18 protein-coding genes are annotated in these 25,768 nt (G+C 43.4%); 8 read left to right on the top strand and 10 right to left on the bottom strand.

What is annotated here, in order from left to right; translation table 11 throughout:
• Positions 1-2 precede the first annotated feature (2 nt).
• The gene (locus NQT65_RS16335) at positions 3-965 is read right to left on the bottom strand and encodes an aldo/keto reductase (RefSeq protein ID WP_256851566.1); all 963 of its coding nucleotides are present in this window, start codon (positions 963-965) and stop codon (positions 3-5) included.
• Positions 966-1,181: 216 nt separating this feature from the next.
• On the bottom strand, positions 1,182-1,931 hold the full coding sequence (locus NQT65_RS16340; protein WP_004586029.1) for a GntR family transcriptional regulator: 750 nt from the start codon (positions 1,929-1,931) through the stop codon (positions 1,182-1,184).
• A 170-nt stretch (positions 1,932-2,101) separates the two neighbouring features.
• Between NQT65_RS16340 and NQT65_RS16345 the strand changes: the two genes are divergently transcribed.
• The 8 genes from NQT65_RS16345 to NQT65_RS16380 all read left to right on the top strand — a co-directional run bounded on the left by NQT65_RS16345 (position 2,102) and on the right by NQT65_RS16380 (position 15,371).
• On the top strand, positions 2,102-2,869 hold the full coding sequence (locus tag NQT65_RS16345) for a sulfite exporter TauE/SafE family protein (protein WP_256851567.1): 768 nt from the start codon (positions 2,102-2,104) through the stop codon (positions 2,867-2,869).
• Between the two features lie 107 nt (positions 2,870-2,976).
• Positions 2,977-5,037, top strand: coding sequence for a glycoside hydrolase family 31 protein (locus NQT65_RS16350; protein ID WP_256851568.1), 2,061 nt, complete (start codon positions 2,977-2,979; stop codon positions 5,035-5,037).
• A gap of 101 nt (positions 5,038-5,138) precedes the next feature.
• Positions 5,139-6,893, top strand: coding sequence for a solute:sodium symporter family transporter (locus NQT65_RS16355; RefSeq protein WP_256851569.1), 1,755 nt, complete (start codon positions 5,139-5,141; stop codon positions 6,891-6,893).
• Between the two features lie 361 nt (positions 6,894-7,254).
• Positions 7,255-9,681: a TonB-dependent receptor gene (locus tag NQT65_RS16360; RefSeq protein ID WP_256851570.1), complete on the top strand. Its 2,427-nt coding sequence runs from the start codon at positions 7,255-7,257 to the stop codon at positions 9,679-9,681.
• A 210-nt stretch (positions 9,682-9,891) separates the two neighbouring features.
• Positions 9,892-11,475: an alkaline phosphatase gene (locus NQT65_RS16365; protein WP_055255433.1), complete on the top strand. Its 1,584-nt coding sequence runs from the start codon at positions 9,892-9,894 to the stop codon at positions 11,473-11,475.
• 11 nt (positions 11,476-11,486) lie between these two features.
• Complete coding sequence (locus tag NQT65_RS16370; RefSeq protein ID WP_024034005.1) at positions 11,487-13,274, top strand: alkaline phosphatase; 1,788 nt, start codon at positions 11,487-11,489, stop codon at positions 13,272-13,274.
• A 161-nt stretch (positions 13,275-13,435) separates the two neighbouring features.
• The gene (locus NQT65_RS16375; protein WP_256851571.1) at positions 13,436-14,149 is read left to right on the top strand and encodes a hypothetical protein; all 714 of its coding nucleotides are present in this window, start codon (positions 13,436-13,438) and stop codon (positions 14,147-14,149) included.
• 289 nt (positions 14,150-14,438) lie between these two features.
• Complete coding sequence (locus NQT65_RS16380) at positions 14,439-15,371, top strand: abortive infection family protein (RefSeq protein WP_256851572.1); 933 nt, start codon at positions 14,439-14,441, stop codon at positions 15,369-15,371.
• Between the two features lie 97 nt (positions 15,372-15,468).
• On the opposite strand, the gene NQT65_RS16385 is transcribed toward NQT65_RS16380, so the two are convergent.
• From NQT65_RS16385 to NQT65_RS16420, 8 genes are all read right to left on the bottom strand, one after another.
• Entirely contained in the window at positions 15,469-17,358 is a 1,890-nt protein-coding gene (locus NQT65_RS16385; RefSeq protein WP_256851573.1) for a monovalent cation:proton antiporter-2 (CPA2) family protein, read from the bottom strand.
• A gap of 95 nt (positions 17,359-17,453) precedes the next feature.
• Entirely contained in the window at positions 17,454-18,347 is an 894-nt protein-coding gene (locus NQT65_RS16390; RefSeq protein ID WP_256851574.1) for a DUF4097 family beta strand repeat-containing protein, read from the bottom strand.
• A gap of 206 nt (positions 18,348-18,553) precedes the next feature.
• The gene (locus tag NQT65_RS16395) at positions 18,554-21,082 is read right to left on the bottom strand and encodes a TonB-dependent receptor plug domain-containing protein (protein ID WP_276537890.1); all 2,529 of its coding nucleotides are present in this window, start codon (positions 21,080-21,082) and stop codon (positions 18,554-18,556) included.
• Between the two features lie 595 nt (positions 21,083-21,677).
• Positions 21,678-22,523, bottom strand: coding sequence for a DUF4198 domain-containing protein (locus NQT65_RS16400; protein ID WP_126008637.1), 846 nt, complete (start codon positions 22,521-22,523; stop codon positions 21,678-21,680).
• A 34-nt stretch (positions 22,524-22,557) separates the two neighbouring features.
• A complete protein-coding gene (locus NQT65_RS16405) occupies positions 22,558-23,067 on the bottom strand; it encodes a DUF2271 domain-containing protein (RefSeq protein WP_256851575.1) in 510 nt (169 codons plus the stop codon).
• Positions 23,067-23,699: a PepSY-associated TM helix domain-containing protein gene (locus NQT65_RS16410; protein ID WP_138685066.1), complete on the bottom strand. Its 633-nt coding sequence runs from the start codon at positions 23,697-23,699 to the stop codon at positions 23,067-23,069. The genes NQT65_RS16405 and NQT65_RS16410 overlap by 1 nt, the downstream gene beginning before the upstream one ends.
• A gap of 122 nt (positions 23,700-23,821) precedes the next feature.
• Positions 23,822-24,220: a YbaN family protein gene (locus NQT65_RS16415; RefSeq protein WP_256846377.1), complete on the bottom strand. Its 399-nt coding sequence runs from the start codon at positions 24,218-24,220 to the stop codon at positions 23,822-23,824.
• A 128-nt stretch (positions 24,221-24,348) separates the two neighbouring features.
• Positions 24,349-25,668, bottom strand: coding sequence for a porin family protein (locus NQT65_RS16420; RefSeq protein WP_256851576.1), 1,320 nt, complete (start codon positions 25,666-25,668; stop codon positions 24,349-24,351).
• Between the last annotated feature and the right edge of the window lie 100 nt (positions 25,669-25,768).

A 25,768-nucleotide genomic window follows, 5' to 3' on the forward strand; every position in this document is an offset into this window, starting at 1 on the left:
TCCTAATCGTAAATAGGGTGAAAACGGTTAAAGGCAGCTTCACAAAAGTGCCCAGGGTCGTTAAAACGGCGGTTGCTATTAAGCGCAGAGATTTGCGCCATTTCTTGCTCTGTTAATTCAAAGTCGAACAGCGCGAGGTTTTCTTTCATGCGTTCAAATTTAGAGGTTTTAGGAATAATGGCGGTGCCGCGTTGCACGCCCCAGCGCAGTACAACTTGTGCTGGTGTTTTGCCATGATTTTGCGCTGCAGCTTTTACTACGCTTTGCTCAAGCACCGACTCAGTTTGATCGGCCATTTCAAGCTCAAGGTACGAAAGTGCACCGAGCGGCGAAAACGCCGTAACCGGAATATCGTACTGTTTGGCAAGCCTTACTAGTCGCTCTTGCGTTAAATAAGGGTGCGACTCAATTTGCAGCATGGCGGGTTTAATTGTGGCGTAGGTCATTAAATCGTGAATAAGTGCGCTTGAGTAGTTACACACACCAATGCGTTTTGCTTTGTTGTTATGTACTTGCTCTTCCATTGCTTGCCACGTTAAGTGTAGCGGCACTTTTGCCAGCTCCATTTGTGGGTTTTGTGCATCTGGGTCTACAAACCACTCTGGTGGGTAGCGTGTTTCGATTGGTACAAACGTTTGCGCAATCGGAAAGTGAATTAAGTATAAGTCGAGGTAGTCGAGCTTTAAATCGCTCAAGGTTTTATCAATGGCAAGCTCTACATGCTCTGGCGCATGAAAGGTGTTCCATAGTTTTGATGTTACCCATAATTCTTCGCGGGTACATAGGCCGTCTTTTATTGCTAGAGCAATGCCATCGCCTACTTGTTCTTCGTTACCGTAGTCTGATGCGCAATCAAGATGGCGGTAACCTGCTTTAATAGCTTGGTACACCGTTTGCGCGCAATCTTCTTGTGCTACTTTCCATAAACCGAACCCGACTGGCGGGATGTTATTTAATGAACTCATTGGGAATTCCTGTTAAAATTGCATAATGACTTTGGTCTTGTATAAGATATAAGTTATTATACGAATCTAACAGTGTCAACACTGTGTTAACCGCAAGGCAATAAATGAAAGGTGTTAAAAAACCTACAGGCAGCAAAAAGGCAGCGTTTGCTGCCTTTAAAAAATATTTAATAAGTATGCGCTAATATAACTTACTCGCGGCTAAAGCGCGGTTAATTAATCAAGTTCTATTTGGTAGTGGTAATGATCGCTACGGCATTTGCTTAAACGGTATTCAATGCGTTTACCTTCGATTGATTCGGTAATGCGCGATACCAACAATAAAGGGTCACCGGCTTTAATAGCGAGCATTTTAGCGTCGGTTTCATCTGCTAAAACGGCTTTAATGCTGTCTTGGGTTTTATGCACGGTTTGGTTAAATTTGGTTTGGTAGTAATGATACAATGTGTGCGGAATATCACTACTTTGATGTATATCAGGAAAGAAACTTTGTGGTAGATATATAGTTTCGCTCATACAAAATTCGTTATCGAGAATGCGTCTGCGTACAAGCTTAGTAACTTTGTCTTTTTTATTAAGTTGCAGCGCATCAATAACATCTTGTGGTGCAGGGCAAAGCTCAACCGACAATAGCTCGGCTTTAGGTAGGTCGGCGCCTTTACCGTCGGCCTGTAGCGGAAAAAATCTAAACAGGGCATCTTGCGCGGTATGCTCAGATACAAACGTACCAACACCTTGGCGGCGAGTAACTATTTTATCGTCGGTTAATAAATTAAGCGCTTTACGCACAGTGCCTTGGCTTACGTTAAACTCTTCAGCAAGGCGAAACTCGCTCGGTAATACTTCGCCAGGTACCCAGCGTCTTTCAACAATGAGCTGTTTAATATAATCAGCCACTTGTAAGTAAAGTGGTTGAAAAGCCAAGCTTGGGCCACTTAATTTGTGATCAAACATAGAGTTACTCATTGTTATTTACCATTAAATTTAATCCACCTGTATTTATATCATAGGTGAAACTTTTTGCGCAGTTTTGCGCAAGCTCAATTAATTGTGAACTATTGCCATGTAGTTTGTTTTTACATTATGCCTAAAAACAAATCGTTACACTACAATAGCGCACACGTAGGATATTTAAAGTGCTCAGTATTTCGTTAGAACTCATCTTGCTTATGGCGTTATGCCTAAGCCTTGCCACCATAATGCAAACGCTTAGCGGGTTTGGCTTTGGGTTGCTGGTGGTTGCAAGCTTTACGTTGCTAGATGTTTTACCGCTCACTGCCACCACCTTTTTAGTGAGTTTATTGGGTTTAGTTAACTCAACCACTGTGGTGGTTAAAAATCGCAGTACAGTAAAAGTGCCCGAGCTTAAACTTATGTTGTATACCGGTATTCCGCTAATGCTGTTAGGTTTTATATTGCTTGAATATATGTCGGCGCATTTAACGCAGTTCTTAAACTTTATTTTAGGTATTAGTATTTTGCTATATTGTGGCTTAATGCTAATTGGCCGTGATAGAGCAAATAAACAAAGCGGGCATGGCTCGTTTTTAATTGCCGGCGGCGTAAGTGGCTTGCTGGGCGGGCTGTTTTCAACGTCGGGGCCGCCGCTGGTGTTTCAGTGCTATAAACAAGCTTGGTCTATTGAGGCCATACGTAGCACCTTACTTGCGGTATTTACCATTGGTGGCTTAGTCCGTGTTGGTATTGCCTTATTTGGCACCTTACCCGAGCTCGACATTATGTTTTTAATTGCAGCGGCCATACCGCTGGTATTATTAGTAACGCAATTTGCTCGTAAATTAACGCCTTACGTTGATGCAAAATGGATTCGTATAATAGCAATTGCATTGCTTGGCCTAAGCGGCGTTTCGCTGGTGGCAACATCGGCACCGGGCATATTTTAAAAGTAACGATGTAAATAATTCATCTTAGGGTTATTTACATTGACATGGGGATTACAATTATTTAACTTGTGTCTTATACAAGACTAATAATTGGTTAAGGAACTCCCATGAATGCATTTGAATTACGTGAGCCAGACTGGAACGCAATAGAGCCAGCACGCTTAACTGCAGAGCCTAAATTACAAGGCCATGTGCTAGTTTTACCAACTCAATTTGGCGAGGTCAGCGTTACCATAAGCCAGTTTGGTTTACGTTTAAATGCAGGCTCCACGCATGACGAGACGTTTAAAATATTAACCACCACCCCTTCAAACTTACCGCTATCACTTAATAAATTAGACCAAGGCTTTGCAGCCACCGCCGGTGAGTACCGCTTAGAATTTTACAGCGACCCGTTTTACTTTAAGCTTTATAAAAACGATAAATTAGTACAGCAATCAGCAACTGATGGCCACTTTGTGCGCCAGCATCGTTTACCGCCACTGGCTAAAACCGATAACGGTTGGATTTTAAGCCTAGAGCTTAATTATGACGAAGCCGTATACGGGCTTGGCGAAAAATGGGGCAAGCTTGATAAACGTGGCCAGCTTATTCGCTCATACAACCACGATGCGCTGGGCGTAAACGCCGAAAAGTCTTATAAAAATACGCCATACGCGTGGAGCCCAGAGGGCTGGAATTTATTTGTACACACGCCGGCGCCCGTTACACATGGCGTAGGCTACGCACTTTGGTCGCAACGTGCTTATGTGTGTTTAGTAGAAGACGACGCATTAGATGTATTTTTATACCAAGAGCAAACGCCTGCACAAAGTATTAATCGCTACTGCGAGCTAACTGGTTTTGCGCCGGTGCCACCGCAGTGGAGCTTGGGTGTTATTTTATCAAAAGCGTACTACAAAGATGCCGACGAGCTATTAAGTGTCGCCCGCGAAGTACGCGCTAAAAACATGCCGTGCGATGTAATTACCCTTGATGGCCGCGCATGGCAAGACACCGACACCCGCTTTGCCTTTGAATGGGACCCAACACGTTACGCCGACCCAAAACCTGTGCTTGATGAATTAAAAGCCATGGATTTTAAAATTTGTGTGTGGGAATACCCGATGATCTCGGTAAACAACCCATTATTTGCAAAAGCGGCCGAAAACGGCTGGCTAATAAAAGACAAACGCACAGGTAAAGCGTATCAATACGAGTGGGATTTAAGCCCCTTTGGCGAAGTACTTACGCCATTACCTGAGTCGGGTATTTTAGATTTTACTCATCCCGATGCTTACGAATACTGGCTGGAGTCGCACAAGCCATTGTTTGAGCTTGGCATAGATATGATAAAAGCAGACTTTGGCGAACAGTTAGAAGACGAAAACATGGTATCGCACAGTGGCGACAGCGGTATTAGACTGCATAATGTTTATAGCATGCTGTACAACCGCTGCGTTTATGAAGCCGCCGAAAAATACTGTAAGACAGGTCCCTTTTTGTTTAGCCGTTCAGCATGGACTGGCAGCCAACGCTTCCCAGCACAATGGGGCGGCGACCCACAAGCCGATTGGCAAGGCTTAGCGGCGAGTATTCGCGGCAGCTTAGCGTGGGGCATGTCGGGCGGACCATTTTTTGCAACCGACATTGGTGGTTTTTATAAAGATACGCGTGATGCAGAGCTTTATGTACGCTGGGCGCAAGCGTCGGTATTTAGTGCGCACATGCGTTTACATGGCATTGGCCCACGCGAACCGTGGTCATACACCGAGCAAGCAAGTGACGCAGTATTTGCAGCGCTTAAATTACGCTATCAGTTAATTCCGTACTTACAAGAATGTGCAGAGCAAGCGCAGCAAACAGGGCTGCCTATTCAGCGTGCTATGGCACTGGCGTTTCCTGATGACGTACTGGCACATAGTTTTGATCAGCAATTTATGTGCGGCGAAAAACTCCTTGTTGTGCCATGTGTTGTACCAAACGGTAAAGTTAAATTTTATTTACCACAAGGCGAGTGGGTGCGATTCCCTGATGGGCAGGCGTACCAAGGCGGCAAGTATTACGAAGAAACACTTGAGCTTACACAAATGGCCGTATTTGTTCGTAAAGGCGATACGCTCATGCTAGGCCCTGAGGTTCAACACACAGAGCAAGACATGAGCCAGCTAACAGCATGGCCAAAATAAAACTCGGTTAATAGCAAACACACACAACACACGTAACACACACAATAATAAAGATATTAGCTTACTTTTTACCGAGTAAAGTAAGCTAAAAGGGGCGCAAGATGGAAGGTATGAACATTACCATGACACTGCTATCGTGCTTGGCGTTTATGGCGCTGGTAGGATATATCTCGTACCAAAAAACCAAAGGGGAAGTTAACACCCAAGACGGCTATTTTTTAGCGGGGCGTGGTTTAACAGGTACATTTATAGCGGGGTCGATGATCCTCACTAACTTATCGGCCGAGCAACTTATTGGCCTAAATGGCTCAGCGTATGGTTATAACCTAAGTTCAATGGCGTGGGAAGTAACGGCTGGGATATCAACCATTATAATGGCGCTGATCTTTTTACCACGGTATTTAGCCGGCGCGTTTTCTACCTTGCCTGAATTTTTACGGGATCGTTTTGACGATACCGTACGCCGCATGACGGTGATCTTATTTATGGTAGGGTATTGTTTTATAACGATCCCTTCTGTTTTGTACTCAGGATCAATCGCCGTTCTTAGGCTGTTTGATGTGCCCACCTTATTAAACTTAAGCTATCAAGCAAGCTTAATTGTCACCATTATTATTGTGGGCTCTGTGGGCGCTATTTACGCGGTATTCGGCGGTTTAAAGGCAGTTGCAGTATCAGATACCATTAACGGTGTTGGGTTATTAATTATTGGTATTTTAGTGCCTACCCTTGGCCTTATTGCCCTTGGCGATGGCAACTTTGCCGATGGCCTAAGCACACTGGTAAACACCGATACCGAAAAGCTCAACGCCATTGGTAGCAGTGATGATCCCGTGCCTTTTGGCACCATTTTTACCGGTATGATCCTCGCTAATTTATTTTATTGGGGCACCAATCAGTACGTGATCCAGCGTACACTGGGCGCTAAAAACTTAGTAGAAGGCCAAAAGGGCGTGTTGTTTTCAGGGTACTTTAAAGTGCTAGTACCCTTTATGATGATGATCCCAGGCGTAATTGCGTATCACCTTTATAAGCACGAAAGCTTACAAACCATAGATTTAGCTTACCCACATTTAGTTAAAGATGTACTGCCTCAGTACTTATCTGGGTTCTTTTTAGCGGTGCTACTAGGTGCGGTATTTAGCTCGTTTAACTCACTGTTAAATAGTGCCGCCACGTTGTTTTGTTTAGATGTATACAAACCCATGAAAAAAGACAAAGTAAGCGATGAAAAGCTGATTAAAGTGGCCAAAATTACCAGTATTGTAATTGCTGTTTTATCGTTTATTACCGCGCCATTACTGATGTTTGCGCCAGAAGGTTTATGGCACATCATTCGTGTATTTACCGGATTTTACAACATTCCGGTCATCACAATTGTGCTCGTGGGGTTATTTACTCGCAAAGTGCCTGCACTGGGCGCTAAAGTGGCTATTGTTTTTCATGTTATTGCCTACACTTTGCTTAAATTTGTGTGGGATGTAGATATTAACTTTATCCATATTTACGCCATATTATTCTTTATTGAGCTGGCCATTATGTTAGGTATTGGCTACTACAAACCTCTTGCCACACCATGGAACTTTACCCGCAAAGCCGAGGTAAACCTAAGCCCGTGGAAATACGCACTGCCTTGCGCGATTGTATTAGTGAGCTTAATTATAAGCTTGTACATATTGTTTTCTCCGCTTGGATTGGTGGGTGGCACCAGCGTGTACTTTGTACCAAGCTTAATTGCTGTTTGGACTAGCGCCTTTGTGCTTAGCTGGTGGAGCGTACGCCGATGGCATAAGCGTTACCAAAGCAGCTTGGCGCATATCGGCGTTGCTAAGGTACATAATACCAATTCGCAATAATACTTAATCATTTTGCGGGGCTAAACGTGTCGCTACCTGCGTTAAAAAATTCTCATTTAGAATAACTAAATAGCGAATTTTTTGCCTAGCTATCAACACGTTTTTCCAGCCTCAAAATAGATTACTTAATTAAGCGAGTTGGTATATAACGCGGCGTTATATTCTTTATACAAATTTTAAATCACATTTTATTCACATAATGTTTGCAATAGAACATAAGTTTGTTTAAGTTTATATCTCTTATATAAGACATAAGAGATATAAGGAAAATAACTACAAAACTCTGGCACCGCTTTTTAGCAACCCACACACTTGCTAGCGCGGTAATTTAACAGCACACACGCACAATTTGGAGAATGACATGAGAGCTAAAAAGTCCGTCTTAAGCTTGGCAGTCACGTTAGCAATGACAACGGGTTTAGCACTAAGCACGCAAGCACATGCGCAGCAAGAGCAAACTGAACAACAAGCAGAGCAAAACAATAACGACCAGTTTGAAAAAATTGTTGTTACCTCACAAAAACGAACACAAAGCCTAAACGAAGTACCACTTGCGGTGTCTGTACTTAATAGCGACCAGATTGATTCGGCGTTTGCTAATAATATGGAAGGCCTGCAGTCACTTGTACCTTCGGTGAGTTTTAGAAAAGGCACCACAACCCGTAACTCAGCGCTAACAGTGCGTGGTATTGGTACTATTTCGTTTAGTATTGCTGCTGAGCCAAGTGTGGCAACCGTAGTTGATGGCGTGGTACTTGGCCGCTCTGGTCAAGCCTTTGCCGATTTATACGATGTATCTCGCATTGAAGTACTACGCGGCCCACAAGGTACACTATTTGGTAAAAATGCTTCGGCGGGTGTGGTAAACATTACAACCAAAGATCCTTCGTACGATACTACCGGCAGCGTAGAAACCTCGTTTTATCAAGACAACGAATACCGCTTTAAAGGCGTGGTAAGCGGCGGCTTAACCGACGACTTAGCAGCAAGCTTAACCGTGTTTAAAGGTAAGTTTGATGGCTACATTGATAACGTTTACAACAACGAAAAAGTAAACGGTTACGACCGTGAAGGCGCACGTGCTGTATTTAAATACGAGCCAAGCGATGATTTAAACGTAAAATTTATTGCCGAATTTTATAACGCCGACGACGACTGTTGTGCCGATTTAGAAGCCCTGCCAAGTGGCCGCAATCCAGATTCAGACGCAGCCCCTAACAGCAACGGTATTGTTGATGGTGTTGCCGATATTGACCTAGACCAGCGCAAAGTTGATCACGACTATGAGTCGCGCACCATTGACGAACATAGCGCGTTTTCGGTACAGGTTGATAAAACTATTGGCGACTACACATACACCTCTATTACTGCGCAGCGCTCGTGGGATAACACCGAATACCGCGAAGGCGACTTTACCTCAATTGCTGGCGACAGTAACGAACCTGTATTTGGCGCGCCCTTTCAATTACACGATTTAGGTGCTCAGCAGTGGGATCAGTTTTCGCAAGAATTTAGAGTCACCTCAAACCTAGCGGGTCCGTTTAACTATGTGGCTGGCTTATTTTACTGGAACATGGACTCGCAACGTAACTTTACCCGTGACGCAAGTTGTCAAAATAACGGTGGCCAACTAGACGCTGCAATGGCGTATTACGCACAAAATAACTTAACCGGTGCAGAGCTTGATGCCGCATTGGCCGACTTAGACGGCTACACACAAAGCTTAGGTGTAAGCTGTAATGCTAACGATATTGTATCGGCAACCGCGTACATGAGCACCGAGTTTAACAACTGGGCAGCCTTTGCCGATGGTACTTACGATTTATCTGAAGACTTACGTGTACTGTTTGGTATTCGTTATACCGACGATGAAGTGTCGTACACACACCGCCGCGTAAGCAATGACGAATTTGGCCGCACCGGTGTAGGTGTACGCTCAGCAGCACTAAATACTGACGAATCAGGCAGTGCAGAAGAAACCAACGTGTCGGGTCGTTTAGGTATGCAATACGACCTAGGCGATGGCCAAATGGTTTATGGTACTTACTCGCAAGGCTATAAAGGCCCTGGTTTTAACGTGTACTACAACTTTAATCCAGATAACGATAGCCGCGAAATATCGCCAGAAGAGTCAGACGCATACGAGTTAGGCTACAAATACGCAAGCCGCGACTTTGTATTTAACTTTGCTGTATTTAGAACCGAAATTGAAGGCTTTCAAGCCAATAACTTTGACTGTTCAGACGGCACCTGTATTACCCGTTTAACCAATGCCGGTGATGTAAGTACACAAGGTGCTGAGGTTGACTTTATGTGGGCAGCTACCGACTCACTTACTTTAACTGGTGGTATTGCGTACATTCAGGCCGAAATTGACGAGTTTAATTGTCCGGCAGAAGTAGAAGCAGGCTCATGTACTGACCGCTCTGGCTTAGATGTCCCGTTTTCGCCAGATTTAAAATACTCACTAAGTGCTGATTACTTTATTGAAACCGAGCACGACTTTAATATTCATATAAACGGCTCTTACATTTACACCGACGAGCAATACTCAGACCTACCAAACAATGTAGGCGAGTTTAACCCAGCAGCGTTACTGCCAGATTACGGTATTTTAAACGCAAGTGTGGGTTTATCGTTTAAAGATGATGCATTTAGAGTATCGCTTATTGCTAAAAACTTAACCGATGAAAGCTACGTAACCACCTACAGTGGCGACAACTTCCGTTACCAAATTCCGCGTGATGCAGAGCGCTACTTTGGCTTATCGTTTAAGGCGCGTTTTTAATTATATAAATACATCCCTGTGAAAATTGTGCTAAGCGCAGCGTTTAACCGCTGCGCTTTTTTGTGTCTTAATTTTGTCATGGTTTAGTCATTGTTTTTTAATTAAAAGTACTCTTAGAGGTCACATCTATTTTCTATAGTGCAGCGGTTACTTATTTGAGGTTTACGCTTCAAGCAAAAAATAACCACTACACAATGGGAATAATAAAGGATGAAAATTAAAAAAGTTGCTGCGGCAGTTGGCTTAACGTTTATGTTAAGTGCTGCAAGTCATGCCGATGTATTACCACAAAGCCAAACAGACAATGACTGGTATACAAATGCCCAAACCACACTCGCCACAAAAACTGCGCTTGCACAAAGCCAGCAAACAACAAAAGCTAAAAACGTTATTTTGTTTGTAGGCGACGGCATGGGTGTATCTACCCTTACCGCAGCACGTATCTTAAAAGGACAAAGAGCGGGCGATTTAGGTGAAGAAGGTTATTTAAGCTTTGAAGAGTTCCCGTACTCAGCACAAGTAAAAACATACAACGTAGATGCTCAAACACCAGACTCTGCAGGCACAATGACCGCGATGATCTCAGGGGTTAAAACCGATGTAGGCGTTATTGGTGTAGACGAAGACATAGAGCGCGGTGTGTGTTCAACTGTATCGGGTAATGAGCTTTTAACAGCAACAGAACTTGCTGAAATTAAAGGCCTAGCAACCGGTGTTATTTCAACAGCGCGTATTACCCATGCAACGCCAGCGGCAACCTATGCAAAATCGGCAGACCGTAACTGGGAAGATATCTCCGACATGCCAGAAACCGAAACTGCATGTGAAGACATTGCATCGCAATTAGTTAATTTTGAGAAAAACCTAGAAGCACGTTTTGTAGGTACCGACGTAGACGGCCTTGATTTTGTAATGGGTGGCGGACGTCGTCACTTTTTACCAAAAGATGAAGCAGCTAACTCAGCAGATGCACTTAGTGCTGTAGAGGGCGATCGTACTGATGAGCGTAACTTAGTTACTGAGTGGCAAACACAATACCCACAAGGAACTTATGTTATGGACCAAGCAGGCTTTGATGCTATTGCTGATGATGCCACTAAAGTATTTGGCTTATTTAACGAATCGCACATGCAATACGAAGCAGACCGCGCAAACGATATTGCCGGTGAGCCATCGCTTAGCGAAATGACTAGCAAAGCAATTGATGTATTAGGTAAAAACGAAAACGGCTTTTTCTTAACCGTTGAGTCGGGCCGTATTGACCACGCACACCACGCGGGTAATGCCTACAACGCTCTTAACGACACCATTGAATTTGCTAAAGCCGTGCAAGCTGCGGTAGATAATACCAACCCAGAAGAAACCCTTATTTTAGTAACCGCCGATCACAGCCACGTATTTACTATTGCTGGCTACCCTAAACGCGGTAACCCAATTTTAGGCCAAGTAGTTGCCGTAGGTGAAACCACACCAAGCCTTGCTGCCGACGATATGCCTTACACCACAGTAGGCTATGCAAATGGTTTAGGGTTTAGAAACTTAGTTGATGAAACAGATGCCGATGCAGCGTATACAACTGGCCCAGTTGCTGGACGTGTAGAGCTTACAGGCGTTGATACTACCAATGTTGGCTTTCACCAAGAAACCACTGTCCCTCTTGGCTCAGAAACTCATGCCGGTGAAGATATTTCGCTGCATGCAAAAGGCCCTGGCGCACAGCTAGCTCAAGGCGTAATTGAGCAAAACGTAGTATTTCATTTAATTAATCAAGCTCTTGAACTAACTCAGCAATAATGGCGGCTAACATGAACAAATTAACAGTACTTTCTTTAGCAGTAATGGTCGCGCTAGCAGGTTGTAGTGACGACGACAAAGACGAAAATAATATTCTCGCGGTAGATAACACCATTGCAGTAGGCTCTGAGCAATGTGTTAATGGCGGCGTAGAAACCCAAACTGGCGTAGATACAAACGGCAACGGCGTGCTAGATAGCGACGAAGTTACCTCTTCAAACTTAGTGTGTAACGCACCAGCTACGTCACTTACCAGCGAGCAACTTGCCACCTTAACGACTAACGCATGGTATGGCGATGCACAAACAAAGCTTGCGGCAACTCAGCAAGCTAATAGCGAAGTGGTTACTGAATCTGGCAAAGCGAAAAACGTTATATTATTTGTCGGCGACGGCATGGGTATTTCTACCGTAACAGCTGCACGTATTTTAGCAGGCCAGCTTGAAGGCGGTTTAGGTGAAGACTACCAGTTAAGCTTTGAAAAAATGCCGTACTCAGGTTTTGTTAAAACTTACAACGTAGATGCACAAACGCCGGATTCAGCAGGCACAATGACGGCAATGGTATCAGGTGTTAAAACCGATGTGGGCGTAATTGGTGTAGATGAAGACATTGAACGCGGCGACTGTGCCACGGTAACAGGCAACGAACTAGTTACCTCGTTAGAGCTTGCTGAAATTGCCGGTAAAGCAACTGGCCTTATTTCAACCGCACGTATTACCCATGCAACACCTGCAGCAACGTATGCTAAATCGGCTGACCGTAACTGGGAAGATAACTCAGATATGCCAGAGGGCACTGAAGCCTGTGAAGATATTGCATCGCAGCTTGTTAACTTTGAAGCCAACTTAGAGTCGCGTTATGCAGGTATTGATGTAGATGGCATTGATGTTGTAATGGGCGGCGGACGTCGTCACTTTTTACCAAAAGATGAAGCAGCAAACTCAGCCGATGCAGTAAGCGCCGTAGAAGGCGACCGTACTGATGGCCGCAACCTAGTAACCGAGTGGCAAACAACTTACCCAAGCGGCACTTACGTTATGGACCAAACTGGTTTTGATGCAATTAGCGACGATGCCACTAAAGTATTTGGTTTATTTAACGAATCTCACATGCAATACGAAGCCGACCGTGCAAACGATGTAGCGGGCGAGCCTTCGCTTAGCGAAATGACCGAAAAAGCAATTAACGTACTAGATAACAACGACAATGGCTTTTTCTTATCGGTAGAAGCAGGGCGTATTGACCACGCGCACCATGCGGGTAATGCCTACAATGCCCTAAACGACACGGTAGAATTTGCAAAAGCTGTGCAAGTGGCAATGGAAAACACTAACCCAGAAGAAACGCTAATAGTAGTAACTGCCGATCACAGCCACGTATTTACTATTGCAGGCTACCCTAAACGTGGTAACCCAATATTAGGTAAAGTTGTTGCCGTAGGTGAAACTGAGCCAAGCCTAGCTGCCGACGATATGCCATATACCACAGTTGGCTACACCAACGGTGGCGGCTTTAGAGATTTAGGCGATGAAACCGATGCCGATGCAGGCTATGCATTTGCACCTGTTACAGGGCGTGTAGATTTAACCGATGTTGATACAACTTCAGCGGGCTTTCACCAAGAGGCACTTGTACCACTTGGCTCAGAAACTCACGCAGGTGAAGATGTTGGCGTATACGCAATGGGCCCAGGCGCTCACTTAGTTACAGGCACTAACGAGCAAAGCTTTTTATTCCATGTAATGGACTTTGCAGCAGACTTAGTAACTACCGCTGATGAAAAAGTAACGCCATAAGCAATTTAATACGTACGCTCAGCACATAAAGTACGTATAAAAATGGGGTATTTAAAAACAACTCGTACGCTGTGCGAGTTGTTTTTTTATGTCATAAAAATGCCACTGTAAATGGGTATGGTAATGCCTATTACAGTGACGTTTAAATAAGAGATAATTTAATGAAACTAGCATTATTTTTAATGGCAACACTTGCCAGTACCAGCACCCTAGCACAGCAATGTAATATTGATAGCGCGCATTTAAAAGCCGTCTATAAAATTACCAATACTCATAAAAACGAGCAAAGCACGCAATCACTTACGCTTTGGCGAAACAACTCACAAGTTGCGCATCAGCGTGAGGTAATTACTGAGCTTTGGCAGCACTTAGCTAACAAACAAATTCGCCCAATTCGTTATTTTAATGCTCAGCAACGTGGTATTGAGTATCAGCCATCTGAGGTACGCGGTGTACAAAGTTGGAGCGCTAAAAATCAGCTGGTGGATACGCATTTAATCGAAAAAATGACCCTAGTTAACACCCAAGGCAACGGCTGCGATGAAGTAAAAAACTACACACTTTCTGAGGGCGACAACCAATTTAAGCTCGCTTTATTTACCAAATCAAACTTGGTTAAAAGCTTTAGCGTAACCAATAAAAAAAGCCACACTCACACTGAGCTTAACCTAAATGATGTAAGTAGCAATAAAGCAGAAATAACCGCACAGTTTGCCAAGTGGGATCGCTTTCAAACCACCGACTACGCCGACATAGGCGATAACGAAAACGACCCGTTTTTAGCAAAAATGATCAATCTAGGCTTTATAGAACACGGCGCAACGGGGTTTTATAACCAGCAAGGTAAAGCGATTCAAGGTGGGCACCATCATTAGGTTTTAGCGTTTTTAAATGTAGTAGCTCATAGCTGAAAGGATGACACGCGGCTATGAGCTACAAGTAGGTATTTAAAAGTAGATTAATTTAAGCCATTCCCGCCCAAGTAATACCGCAAACACTTTCCCATTTTTATAAAACACACACCATCAGCCGCATAATATTTATAGTTGGCAATAATTTACTCTATTTGATATTAATAGAAGTTCACACAATAGGGACGTTTTGTGAAGGTATGGAAATACCCTCTAATAAAGCGGTTAGCAGTAAATCAATAGTGGGGTTTAAATGTCTGTATTTGAATTATTCTCGAAAAGACAGAAAAAGATTAGAGGTGAAGTTCCTGATGTATATCAATATGAAGAGTTACCTGATAATTTTCGCGTACAAGTAATCCATATAATTAGAGATACTATTGGTATTGAGTATAGCTGTAGCCAATATACAGACTGGGTTTATAAAGAAATCCATAGAGTATTGTGTAAAGAATATGGAGTTTTTGCGCTTAAAAGTAATAAAACGACAAATTTTGAATCTATTTTTGAGTTTTTTCTGGAAGAAAAGGACTTCGAAAAATGTTTAGATGTAATTGAGCTTAGCTTTAGTAAAATCGACACTTATGTGAGGCAAAATAAGCGGCGTTTTTTAGGCGTATGCCAAGCTCCAGATAATGCTATCGATGAGTTGAATTCAAGATTTAAAGAGTGGGGAATAGGCTATCAATTTCTATCTGGAGAACTCATCCGTGTTGACTCTCAATACCTTCATTCTGAAGCTGTAAAACCAGTACTAAAGCTTTTGGGCTCTAATAAGAGCTTTGCCGGTTCAAATGATGAATTTTTATCTGCGCACGAGCATTATAGACATAAGAGATACAAAGAGTGTTTAAACGATTGCTTAAAGTCATTTGAAAGCCTTATGAAGGCTATTCATGATAAACATTCATGGGAATATAAACCAAATGATACGGCGAAAAAACTTATAAATAGTTGCCTTACTAACAACCTTGTACCTGAGTATTTACAAAATCAATTCTCATCAGTAAGAATCTTATTAGAGAGTGGTATACCTACTGTAAGAAATAAAGAAGGTGGTCATGGCCAAGGTTTAAATATTACGAATGTGCCAGAATATTTAGCAAGTTATACGTTACATTTAACCGCTACTAATTTATTGTTTTTGATAAACTGTGAAGAAAACTATCGATCACAAGCGCTCTAAAAATAAAGAAGCAGTTTAGTCAGCGATTTTAACTAGCTATTTTTTTCTTATTTATGCTACTAACTTAGGTTAGCAGCATAAATATAACTACCTAATACTATTCCAAATGAGAATCATCAGGCTTTTTAGGTCTATCAGCTAGCTCTGTTAGACCATCTTCACAGTCGCCGCTATCGCAGGTATTTAAATCGCTTTGTGCTTGCTTGTCTTGTTGCAGTACTTGTTTTAAATCTTCCATACGTTGGCGCACGGCTACGCCGTAGCTGGCGTCGTCGCCCCACAGTTCGGCTAGTTGCAATACAGCAGCGCGGTCGTGGTCTCTAAATAGTTTTCCGGCGCGCTGGGCATCTTCTTTATTGTTACCTAATAGCTCTAATGCATCTACCGCTAGGTTAATGGCCGAGTCGACCGTTTCGCGGTTAAAGGCATCTACTTTTAAATTAAGTAATTGATAGGCGTGGCGGCGGTCGATTGCGCGGGCAACAATTTTAAGCTGCGGGTAGTTTTTATGTGCAAGCTTAATAATTTCGAGGGTTTTGTCTGCATCGTCTATTGCCACAATTAGCATTTGTGCGGTGTGCGCGCCTGCGGCTTCTAGCAGCTCTTGGCGGGCAGCATCACCATAAAATACGGTATTGCCAAAGCGGCGTAGGAGTTCTATTTGGCTTGGGCTGTGATCAAGTACAGTAATGTCGTAGCCTTGGGCGTGTAATAAGCGACCCATAATTTGCCCAAAGCGCCCGTAGCCTGCAATTATAACGTGTTTAGCACTGCTAATTTGCTCGGGCTTGTCGAATTCGGGCGCGCTGTTACTGGTGCGTTTTTGTAGCTGCTCGTAAGCCATTAATAGCAGTGGCGCAACCAACATTGAAACAGCCACCACTAACGTCACTAGGCTTGTTTGCTCTGGCGTTAATATGCTTAATGTAGTGGTTACACTTAAAAGTACAAAGGCAAATTCGCCGCCTTGTGCCAGCGCTAGTGCAAACAGCAAACGCTGCTTTTTACTAATATTAAAGGTGATGGCAAGGGCAAACAAAATACAGGCTTTTACTACAATAAGCAGCGCAACGAGTGCAATAACGGTTGTAAATTCATCCGCTAATAATTCAAAGTTGATTGATGCACCAACAGTGATAAAAAACAGCCCTAACAGTAGGCCTTTAAAGGGTTCTATATCGGCTTCTAGCTCGTGTCTAAATTCGCTTTCGGCAAGGACTACACCGGCTAAAAATGTACCGAGTGCTGGTGATAAACCAATACTTTGCATTACAAGGGCAATAGCCACCACTAAAAATAGCGCAAAAATAGTAAATATTTCACGCATGTGGGTTTGCGCTATGTATCTAAATAACGGGGCCGACACATATTTTCCACCGGCAATAATAGCGGCGATAACCGCTACCGATACGCCAACTTGTTGCCATACCGGCCAGCTTGCAATAATGGAGTCGCTAATGTCTTTTGAGCTACTTTGCGGTGCAAAAGCCAGTAGTGGCAGGAGCGCTAAAATAGGAATAATGGCGATGTCTTGAAACAGCAAAATCGAGAATGCGTTTTGCCCGGCTTCTTGCTTTAGCCAGCCTTTTTCTTCAAGGCTTTGCAGTACAATAGCGGTTGATGACAGCGCCAGCATTAAGCCAATGGCGAGGGCGGTTTGCCAATGCATGGTAAAAACCCAATAACAAAACGCAAAAATAGCCGCGGCGGTAAGTACGACCTGTAAGCCGCCAAGCCCTAATATTGAATGGCGAAGCTTCCATAAACGGGCTGGTTGTAGCTCAAGGCCAACTAAAAACAGCATCATTACTACGCCAAATTCGGCGAAGTGCATTACATCTGTTTGATCGCCCACAATACCCAGGGCGTAAGGGCCAATTAGTATGCCCGCAATTAAATAACCAAGTACCGAGCCAAGTCCCACTCGCTTGGCAATAGGTACAGCCACTATGGCCGCCGCTAAGTAAATTAAAGCTATTTCTAACACGCGTATATCCTAATAGTATCAAGGCTTTTAGCATGGCTTAGTGGCTTTAAAAATACAATGGGTCATGTGGCTGAAAATGGATCATTTAGTCATAATTAATCGGCTACTTTTACAGGGCCGTTAATGTTATCAATGCTTACATCACCAGAGCCCGATTCGGTAATGGTAAGCCCCTTAGCATGGTTTACACGAATATTGCCTGAGCCATCTTCAATGGTTACGCTTGCTTGCACGTGCTCAATGACTAAATCGCCAGAGTTATCGTCTACATCTACTGCGCCATTAATATTATTAATAGCAATGCTGCCGGAGCCGTCTTCAACAGTTAAGGTGCCGCGCACATTGCTAATGCGCATATCGCCCGAGCCATCATCAACTACGGCGTTGCCGCTAACATTATTAATATTTACGCTGCCAGAGCCATCGGTAAGTGCTAAGTTACCGGTGATGTTTTCAAGGGTTATATCGCCTGAGCCATCTTCAATAGTAAGGTTTTTAGCACTGTTTATAGATAAGCTGCCAGAGCCGTCTTCTACGTTAATGTTATTTTGCATGGCGCTTATTGCAATGTCGCCAGAGCCATCATCAATATCGAGCATTAAATTACTTGGCACAGTAACCACTAAATCAATGTGTGGCGATTGGCCGCTGTAAAAACGCATACCGCTGGCAGTATTGTTGTTTGCAACTAAGGTAGCTTGTTTGCCATTTTGCTCAAGGGTGAGTGTGTATTCGTCTTCAATGTCGGCGGTAAAAATTGTGGCATCTACAGTGATGCTGGTGGCATTGGGCGAGCCTTTTATTTCAAGAGAGCCTGCACCGCTTAATACGTTTAAGTATTCTAGGTTATTACTTGGCAGTGATAACTGCTGAGTTTGTTTTACTGAGGCAACGCTTGGCGATATATGAAACACACAGCCGCTTAATAATAAAATGCCGCCAATAAGTGAAAGTGGTTTTGTAATGTTAGATACAGTTGATGAGCTCATGTTTAGTCCTTTGTGTTTGTTATTTATGCTTGTTTTGTATAAGCATAGTAGAGCAAAAACGAGACCAATTGTAAGTAATTGATTTTATTGGGGTGAGATGTGTTTATGAAAAGTGGATTTACTAATAAGTGGTTAAATACACTAAGAAGTAATTAAAAAAGGATGCACATGGCATCCTTTTTAAGTGTTTGCTTTTAGGTTATTTATTAAAAGCTGTAAGTAATATTACCGTATAGGAAACGTCCGTCTAATCCGTACGGTGCATAAGGCGTGTACGGGAATATTTGGCCAAAGTCAGAGTAACCAATGTTATCTACCGTTGCTTGCGGGTACTGATCGAACAAGTTATTTGCACCTACTGCAAATTTCCAGTATTCGTCTGGGCGGTAGGCTACTTCTAGGTCGGTGATCCATTTAGGGTCTATGTACTCATCGCGATCGGCGGTAGTTGAAATATCAGCCACTTCACCGTAGCGCGTTGCACGAAGGGTGGTTTGCCATTCGTTAAAGTTCCACACTGCTGATAGGTTCCATTTGCTATCTGGCGTGCCTTCTTCAAAGCGGCCTACTTCGCGGCGTGCAAATACAACGTAGTCATCGCCTAGTGAATTTAGCTCGCTTGGGTTGTCATCTACGTGCGTTACTTCGGTATCGTTAAAGTTAGCCGCTACGTTTAAGCGTAAGTCACCTAAATCGCTTAAATCTAAGTTGTAGGTAGCAACAATATCAACACCTTGCGTGCGCGAGTCGATAGCGTTAGTAAAGTAACGTACGCTTTCTGTGTTTAGCTCGCCGGCATTTTGCAGTATTTCTACTACAGCATCGCCCTCTAGGTTTTCAGACAATACAATACGGTCATCAATATCAATGCGGTAGGCGTCTACAGTTAGGCTAAAGCTGCCTTGCGTGTACATAAATCCTGCTGTTACGTTTACAGACTCTTCGGCATCTAGTTGTTCAGCACCTAGCGCTTGCGCTGCCGCTGAATCAGTAGGGAATAAACCTACTTCAAACGGTTGGTTGTTCTCAAGTACGGTAGATATTTGGCGGTACGAGCTTTGCGCAAGTGATGGAGCACGGAAACCTGTGCTAATTGCACCACGTAGTGATAGGTTTTCGTTAATGCTGTAACGCGACGCAAGCTTTGATGTAAATGTATCGCCAAAGTCGGTGTAATCTTCGTAGCGACCCGCTAAAACAAGGTTCCAGTCTTCTGTTAGGTAAGTATCAAACTCAACAAATACAGCTACGTTATGGCGGCTTTCATCGGTTACGCTTTCTGGGCCAAAACCAGCTAATACTTGAGCGCCACCGGCAGCAATTGGATTGCCATCGCTATCTAAAGCGGTAATGTAAGAGGCTTCTTCGCCTTGCTCAATTTTGTAGCTTTCGTGGCGGTACTCTGCACCTACAGTAAAAAATACGTCATCTGGCAAGCCAAAATCTAGCACTGTATTTGCTGTAGCGTTTACTAAAAACTGATCGTAAACCAATGCACCGTTGTCAAATTCGGTTGGGCTGTCGGCACCTAGTGATGTATTTATACTATTTACAACGCCGAAACCAAAGTCGTTACGGCCGTAGTTGGTACTTACATCCCATGTCCATTCGCCAGTTTCGCCTTGCAGGCCTAGGGCAAATGAGTAATCTTGTACGTCGGTTTCAATTTGCGGTAAAAAGCCGTCTGGGTACACTTCTAACACGTTGCGGCTGTCGTTTGCACGGCGGTAAAAACCACCTGAGTTACCTTCGCGTTTTGAGTAGCTACCAAACGAGTACAGGTTATAGCCGTTATCAAAGTCGTAACCCATGTTGTAAAACAGTGCGTAGTCTTCAAGCTCTGCTTTACCAAAACGGTGGTTGTAACGGTCGATGGTAAATTCGCGTGGGTCTAGGCTGCCATCTTCTAAGCGGTCGTATTGCTCGCGCGGGTCAAAGCCTGAGCGCTGAGTAGAGTCGTTATCGCGATACTCAATTGATACGTTTACAAAGCCGTTATCTAAAAGCTCAAAACCAGAGTTTGCGCTAATTGTACGACTTGCGCCGTCGTTTACTTCGCGGTCGGCACCGGTATTAAAGGCAAGGTTGCCATCGGCATCTGCGTAAGTGTTTTCTAGCTGAGGCACGCCAGCCATTTGGGTGTCGTACTCGCCGTAGGTTACGCTTACGCTGCCGCCTTCTGAGGCATCTTTAAGTACAATGTTAATTACACCGGCAATGGCGTCTGAGCCGTATTGCGCTGCTGCGCCATCACGTAGTACTTCTACGCGTTTAATGGCTGAAGTTGGGATCATGTTTAAGTCAACAGCGGTAGAACCACGGCCAACAACACCCGCTAAGTTTAATAGCGCGCCAGCATGGCGGCGTTTGCCATTAATAAGCACTAGGGTGTGATCGGGTGCTAAACCACGTAATACAGCTGGTTTAGCGTGGTCTGTACCATCACCCATGGTGGCGCTTGGGTAGTTAAAGCTAGGTACTTGGTTGGCCAGTATTTGGCTAATTTCTAGCTGACCCGTGCTTTGCATATCACCACTGGTAATAATATCTACAGGTACGGTACTTTCGGCAATACTGCGCAGGCTTCTGCGGGTACCGGTAACCGAAATCACTTCAATACTTTCTTGTGCTTGAGTGTCTTGTTCTGCAGCAAATGCAGGAGAATAAGACGCGCCAAGCGCAGAGGTAACGGCCAGGCTAAGTGCTACTTTTTTGGCTGATAATTGCTTTAACATGATGTTGATTCCCTTAAGGGCTGCTGACTATTGATTTTTCAAAGGAGCGCATAATATAGAAGGCACTACCTGTGTGCAAAGATAAAAACTGTCTAAGTTATTCTAAGTTGTTAACAACTAAAATGACAGTTTACGCCCGCTATAGACGTTTAGATCGCTCGAGTTGCAATCTTGTGTCGAATGGCTGCAAATTCAAGGTAAGTTGTCGGTTTTTTTGAAAAAACAAAAAAGGCCAAGTTAGGGCGTGTTGCACTTTGCGGATTGAAATTTGTTCAATCTAGGGGCGATTAAATCGCGGCGCGAGGTTTGTAACCTAGTGGGCTAAGTAAAAATCGAGTAAAGCTTCCGCGTCCTGCTCACGCCCCTTACCTACATACATGTAGGCAACAAAGAGTTTATCGCCCCTAGGCAGAACCCGAAGGGCAGCACATGTTTGGCATTTATGCTGCGTTATCGCCTATTTATGGGGAATAACCACACTTCATAGGCTCTGCCTTGCCTAAAAACCAAACACACTGCTGCAAATTCAACCATCAAAGCTCAACACGCCCTGAAAACTTGGCCTTAATTTATTGTGTAAATTGCGTGAAAAAAATTATTCAGGCGCTACTTCTAACGTCGTGAATAAAGCATAACGACCGGCATCTACGCCTTCTTCGTTTACTTTAACTTTGTTAGAGGTTTCGATTAGGTATAGGCCTGGCTCTTTCCAGGTTGTGCTAAACATGCCGTTTTTATCGGTTGTTACTTTTATTTCGCCACGTTCGTTACGGTAGCGTGTATCGCCTTTTAAAATGCTTACTTCAATGCCTTCGCCCGCTGGCTTGCCATCTTGTAGTAACTGAAAACGCGCTTGCTCGCCAACAAATAAATCGTTTGGATGCGTTGGGCCGCTAAGCTCAAGGCCTAAACCAAGTTGTGCAGGCTTAGAAGTACCGTTACGGCTTACAAATGTATCTACTGTAGATATAACTTTAGTTGTGGTTACATCTTTTGCATTGCTTGGTAATTTAGCTTCTGACTTTTTACCAAATACGCGCTGGCGCTTACCTTCTTCGTTTTTGTAGAATGTCATGTACATTGGCTTTTGCGTCATGGCAATGTGGTAAGTACCTTCTTCTTTTAGGCTTACCGCCGCTGAGCTTTTACGCTTTAGGTAATAAGCACGAATGGTCTCAGATACTTCTTCACCGTTTGGTGCAAGGGCCATAAGTAGTGTGTCGTCGTACTCTGCGCCTTTTTCTTTTGGCTTAAAGGCTTTGTCGGGTGCAAACATTTCATTAGAAATACTCGCATCAATCATTACGTAGTGCGCTTTGTCACCAGATAATGACGTGTGCGAAGGTAATAACCAGCGCCCATGTGCACTTGCCGATGTAGATACCAGCGCCGATAAGCTAAGTGCGCCAATTAAAGCCGTTTTTAATAAATTAATTTTCATTGTATTTCCTTAAATTCAAATGATTAAGTAGCAGCTACTTAGTGCTTACGGTTACAAAACTTGTCGAAAATTCTTTTTTACCTTCAATGGTCACTTTGCCAGCTTGTGATAAATCAAGCTCTATGCGGCTGTAATCACGGCCGCCTTCTTCGCGCACAACCTCAATGTTTAAAAGGTATTTGCCAGGCTTTACGGCATTGCCGTCTAAATCTTTACCTTGCCAGTCAATGGTGTAAGTACCTGCGCGCTTAGTTGCGCCGCTTATGCCGTCAAAGTTAATGTCGGTTTTACCTGCTTTACGCCACCATTGGCGCAAATCTTTAAACCATTCTGCTTTTTGAACCCATAGCGCAAGCGTCGTTACGTGTTTACGCTTTGGCGTTTCTAGCCAAACAGCTACGTATGGGCGGTGGTAAGGTTGTACATCAAGATCGGGTAGAGTTAATTCAATCTCTAGCTGCGGCGTTTGTGCCTGCGCAGTTGTTTGAAATAATGCGGCAACTATTAATAGTGCTGCACTTAGTACCGTACTTACTTTTAACATTAAGACACTCCTTTAATTTGTGGCACCCAACATAAATAAATAACCAAAGGCGTTGCTATGCCTAAAACGGTTATCCATATTCCTGCTAAGCGTTTTTTTCTGTTTTGAAATAAAATAATCATCCCGGTGATTGAAAAAATAATCATCAATACCGCTGAAATATCAATAACCCAGCTCCACACGGCGCCACTGTGGCGGCCTTTGTGTAAATCGCCAATCAGGCTTAAAAAGCCACCGGTTTGGTAATCTAGGTTTAGCTCACCGGTTGTAAAATCAAGCTCTGCGTAAGCAAAACCTGCCGGTAGTGGGTAGTCGAGCATAACCAGCGCGTCTTCTTTTTCCCACTCAATGCTTTTAACATTAGTGAGCGCGTATTGCTCGGCAAAAAACGCTTCTATGTCTGGGTAGAGGGTGGGTAATGTATCTAGTTGAGTATTCGCTTTAGCCATTAACGCTTGAGGAATAGCGGTACTTACTTGGCCGTTGTTTTTGTCGTTTTTAAGCCAATCAACATGGTTAAGTACAATGCCGCTAACGCAAAATAAAATAAGCAAAAAAAACAAAGCTGTAGAAATATAAATATGGAGCGCACGGCTTGTGCTGTACAAAGCCCGCTTATTAATAAACGCCATAAAAACAGTAATTAAATTAAATTTAGAACATGATAATCATTTGCATTAACTATTACAAATTTACTTACTTAACTTTACATTAAATTTTTGGCAAAACGGTGTGTGCATGCAAAAAAGAGCGGTTATTTAGCGCTAGGTGGGTGCGAGGGCCTTAAAATTAGGTAAATCATAACGGCTATTTCAATTACGCCAACAAGGTAAATAACCCAAACAGGGGCGTTTGAGTAAAGCAAAAATATAAAACCAATTAGCATACCAATCGCGGCGTAGCATTTTGCTTTTACAGGCACTACTTTATGCGCTTGCCATTGTTGTAAGGTAACGCCGTAACGAGGGTGGTTAAGTAGCCAGTGTTCAAGCGCTGGTGATGAGCGAGTAAAGCAGGTAAGCGCAAGAATAAAAAAAATGGTGGTAGGCATAACCGGCAGCACAATACCAATAATGCCAAGAGCCACTAACAATAACCCAAGTGCTTTAAGCCATAAGTTTTTATAACAAATAAATACTGCTTTTATATTCACTTAGGCTCTTTTAAGTAATGGCTGTTAGTTAGGATTGTAGGCCAAATAGTTATAAAATCGAACCCTATAAACGCAAAAAAGGGCAAACTAAGTTTGCCCTTTTAAAATACTAAATATGTTTTACTTATTTAGAAGTAGTAACCTACGTTGATGTTAAAGCGACGTTCTGTATCGCCATCACCTGCAACAGAGCCACCAATAAATGGCTGGTTACGTGCTTGAATAAAGTCAAAGTAAGTAAATAATGCACCGGCCGATACGCTCATGCCTGTTACGTTCATCCACGTATCTGGGCTGTCGTCAGACTTGTCGTAAATAATGCCGTAATCGTTGTAAAATTGAACGCCTGTTACTGGGCCCCAATCAAGCGATAGATCGTAAGCTACGTTAAAGTTGGTCATGGTTGCTTCGCTTGATACGGTATCGTAGTAATCAAACGCGCCAACTACAAAACGGTTGCTGTTGTCGTCTAGGTCGTAGTCGTACTCGCCGTGCTGAAATTGAATATTCCAGTTATTAATTTGGCTATTTACATGAAACGCCCATGCACCGTAGTTACCCGCACGGTCGTTACCGTCGTGCAAACCACCGCTTAGAAGTGATACGCCAATATCGGTTTTAGCGTTTTCACTGTGCTCTATTTGATACACTGTACGACCAGCAAAAGTATTGTACTCACCAAGGCGCGAACCTGGTGCGTCGTAGGTGCCTTCGGTTGTTGCACGGCTACCAACAATATCGTAAGAGTAACGTTCGTTAACTTCTGAGCTGCCATCAACGCCGCCTACTTCATCATTTTTGAAAAAGCCGAGGTCTAGTTTCCAGTTGTCTTTAAGTTTACGGTTTACTGTTACACCTAAATCAAAGTCATCTTCTAGGCCAACGTAGTAGTTGGTGCTAAAAAAGTAGCTGTGTGAGTTGTATGGGCCGTTACCAAACGGTACAGGTGCAATACCGGCTTGCGCTTCCCAGCCATCTGTAAATTCGTAACCTAAGTATGCATACTTAACAATGGTCATGTAATCGTAAAAACGAAAATCACCATTTACAGAAATATCGCTAATTTCACCCGATAAGTTAATGCGAAATACTTCAAAGTCTAAATCGCCGCCACGGTCTTGCGTGTCTTCATCGTAGGTGTTTGTGCTGTAGTTAAAACGTACGGCACCGCCAATTTTAATGCCTTCATCTTCTTGTTCAGGCGCAGCGGCAGCAACAACAACTTCTTTGTTGTCGGCCTTTTTACTGATCTCGGCAACTTGTTGTTCGTGTTGCTTGTTGATTTGGCTTTGCTTTGATTTTTCATCAGCAAGCTGCTGTTCAAGCAACTGCATTTGTTGCTTAAGCTGCTTTAACTGGCTTTGCAGTGTGTCGAGATCGGCTGCATGAGCAGTGCTTGCAGCACCGCCAAGCATTAGTGCTAGCGTTAATTTTGAGAGTTTAGTCATTGTTGATGCTCAGGTTTTGATTAAAAAATAAAAAAATTCAAGGTGCCCAAAAGCCCCTTACGAATGATGTAAGAACTAATTTAAATTTATTTTTTATTTT

It is taken from the genome of Pseudoalteromonas agarivorans (assembly GCF_024518735.1).
Taxonomy (GTDB): domain Bacteria; phylum Pseudomonadota; class Gammaproteobacteria; order Enterobacterales; family Alteromonadaceae; genus Pseudoalteromonas; species Pseudoalteromonas atlantica.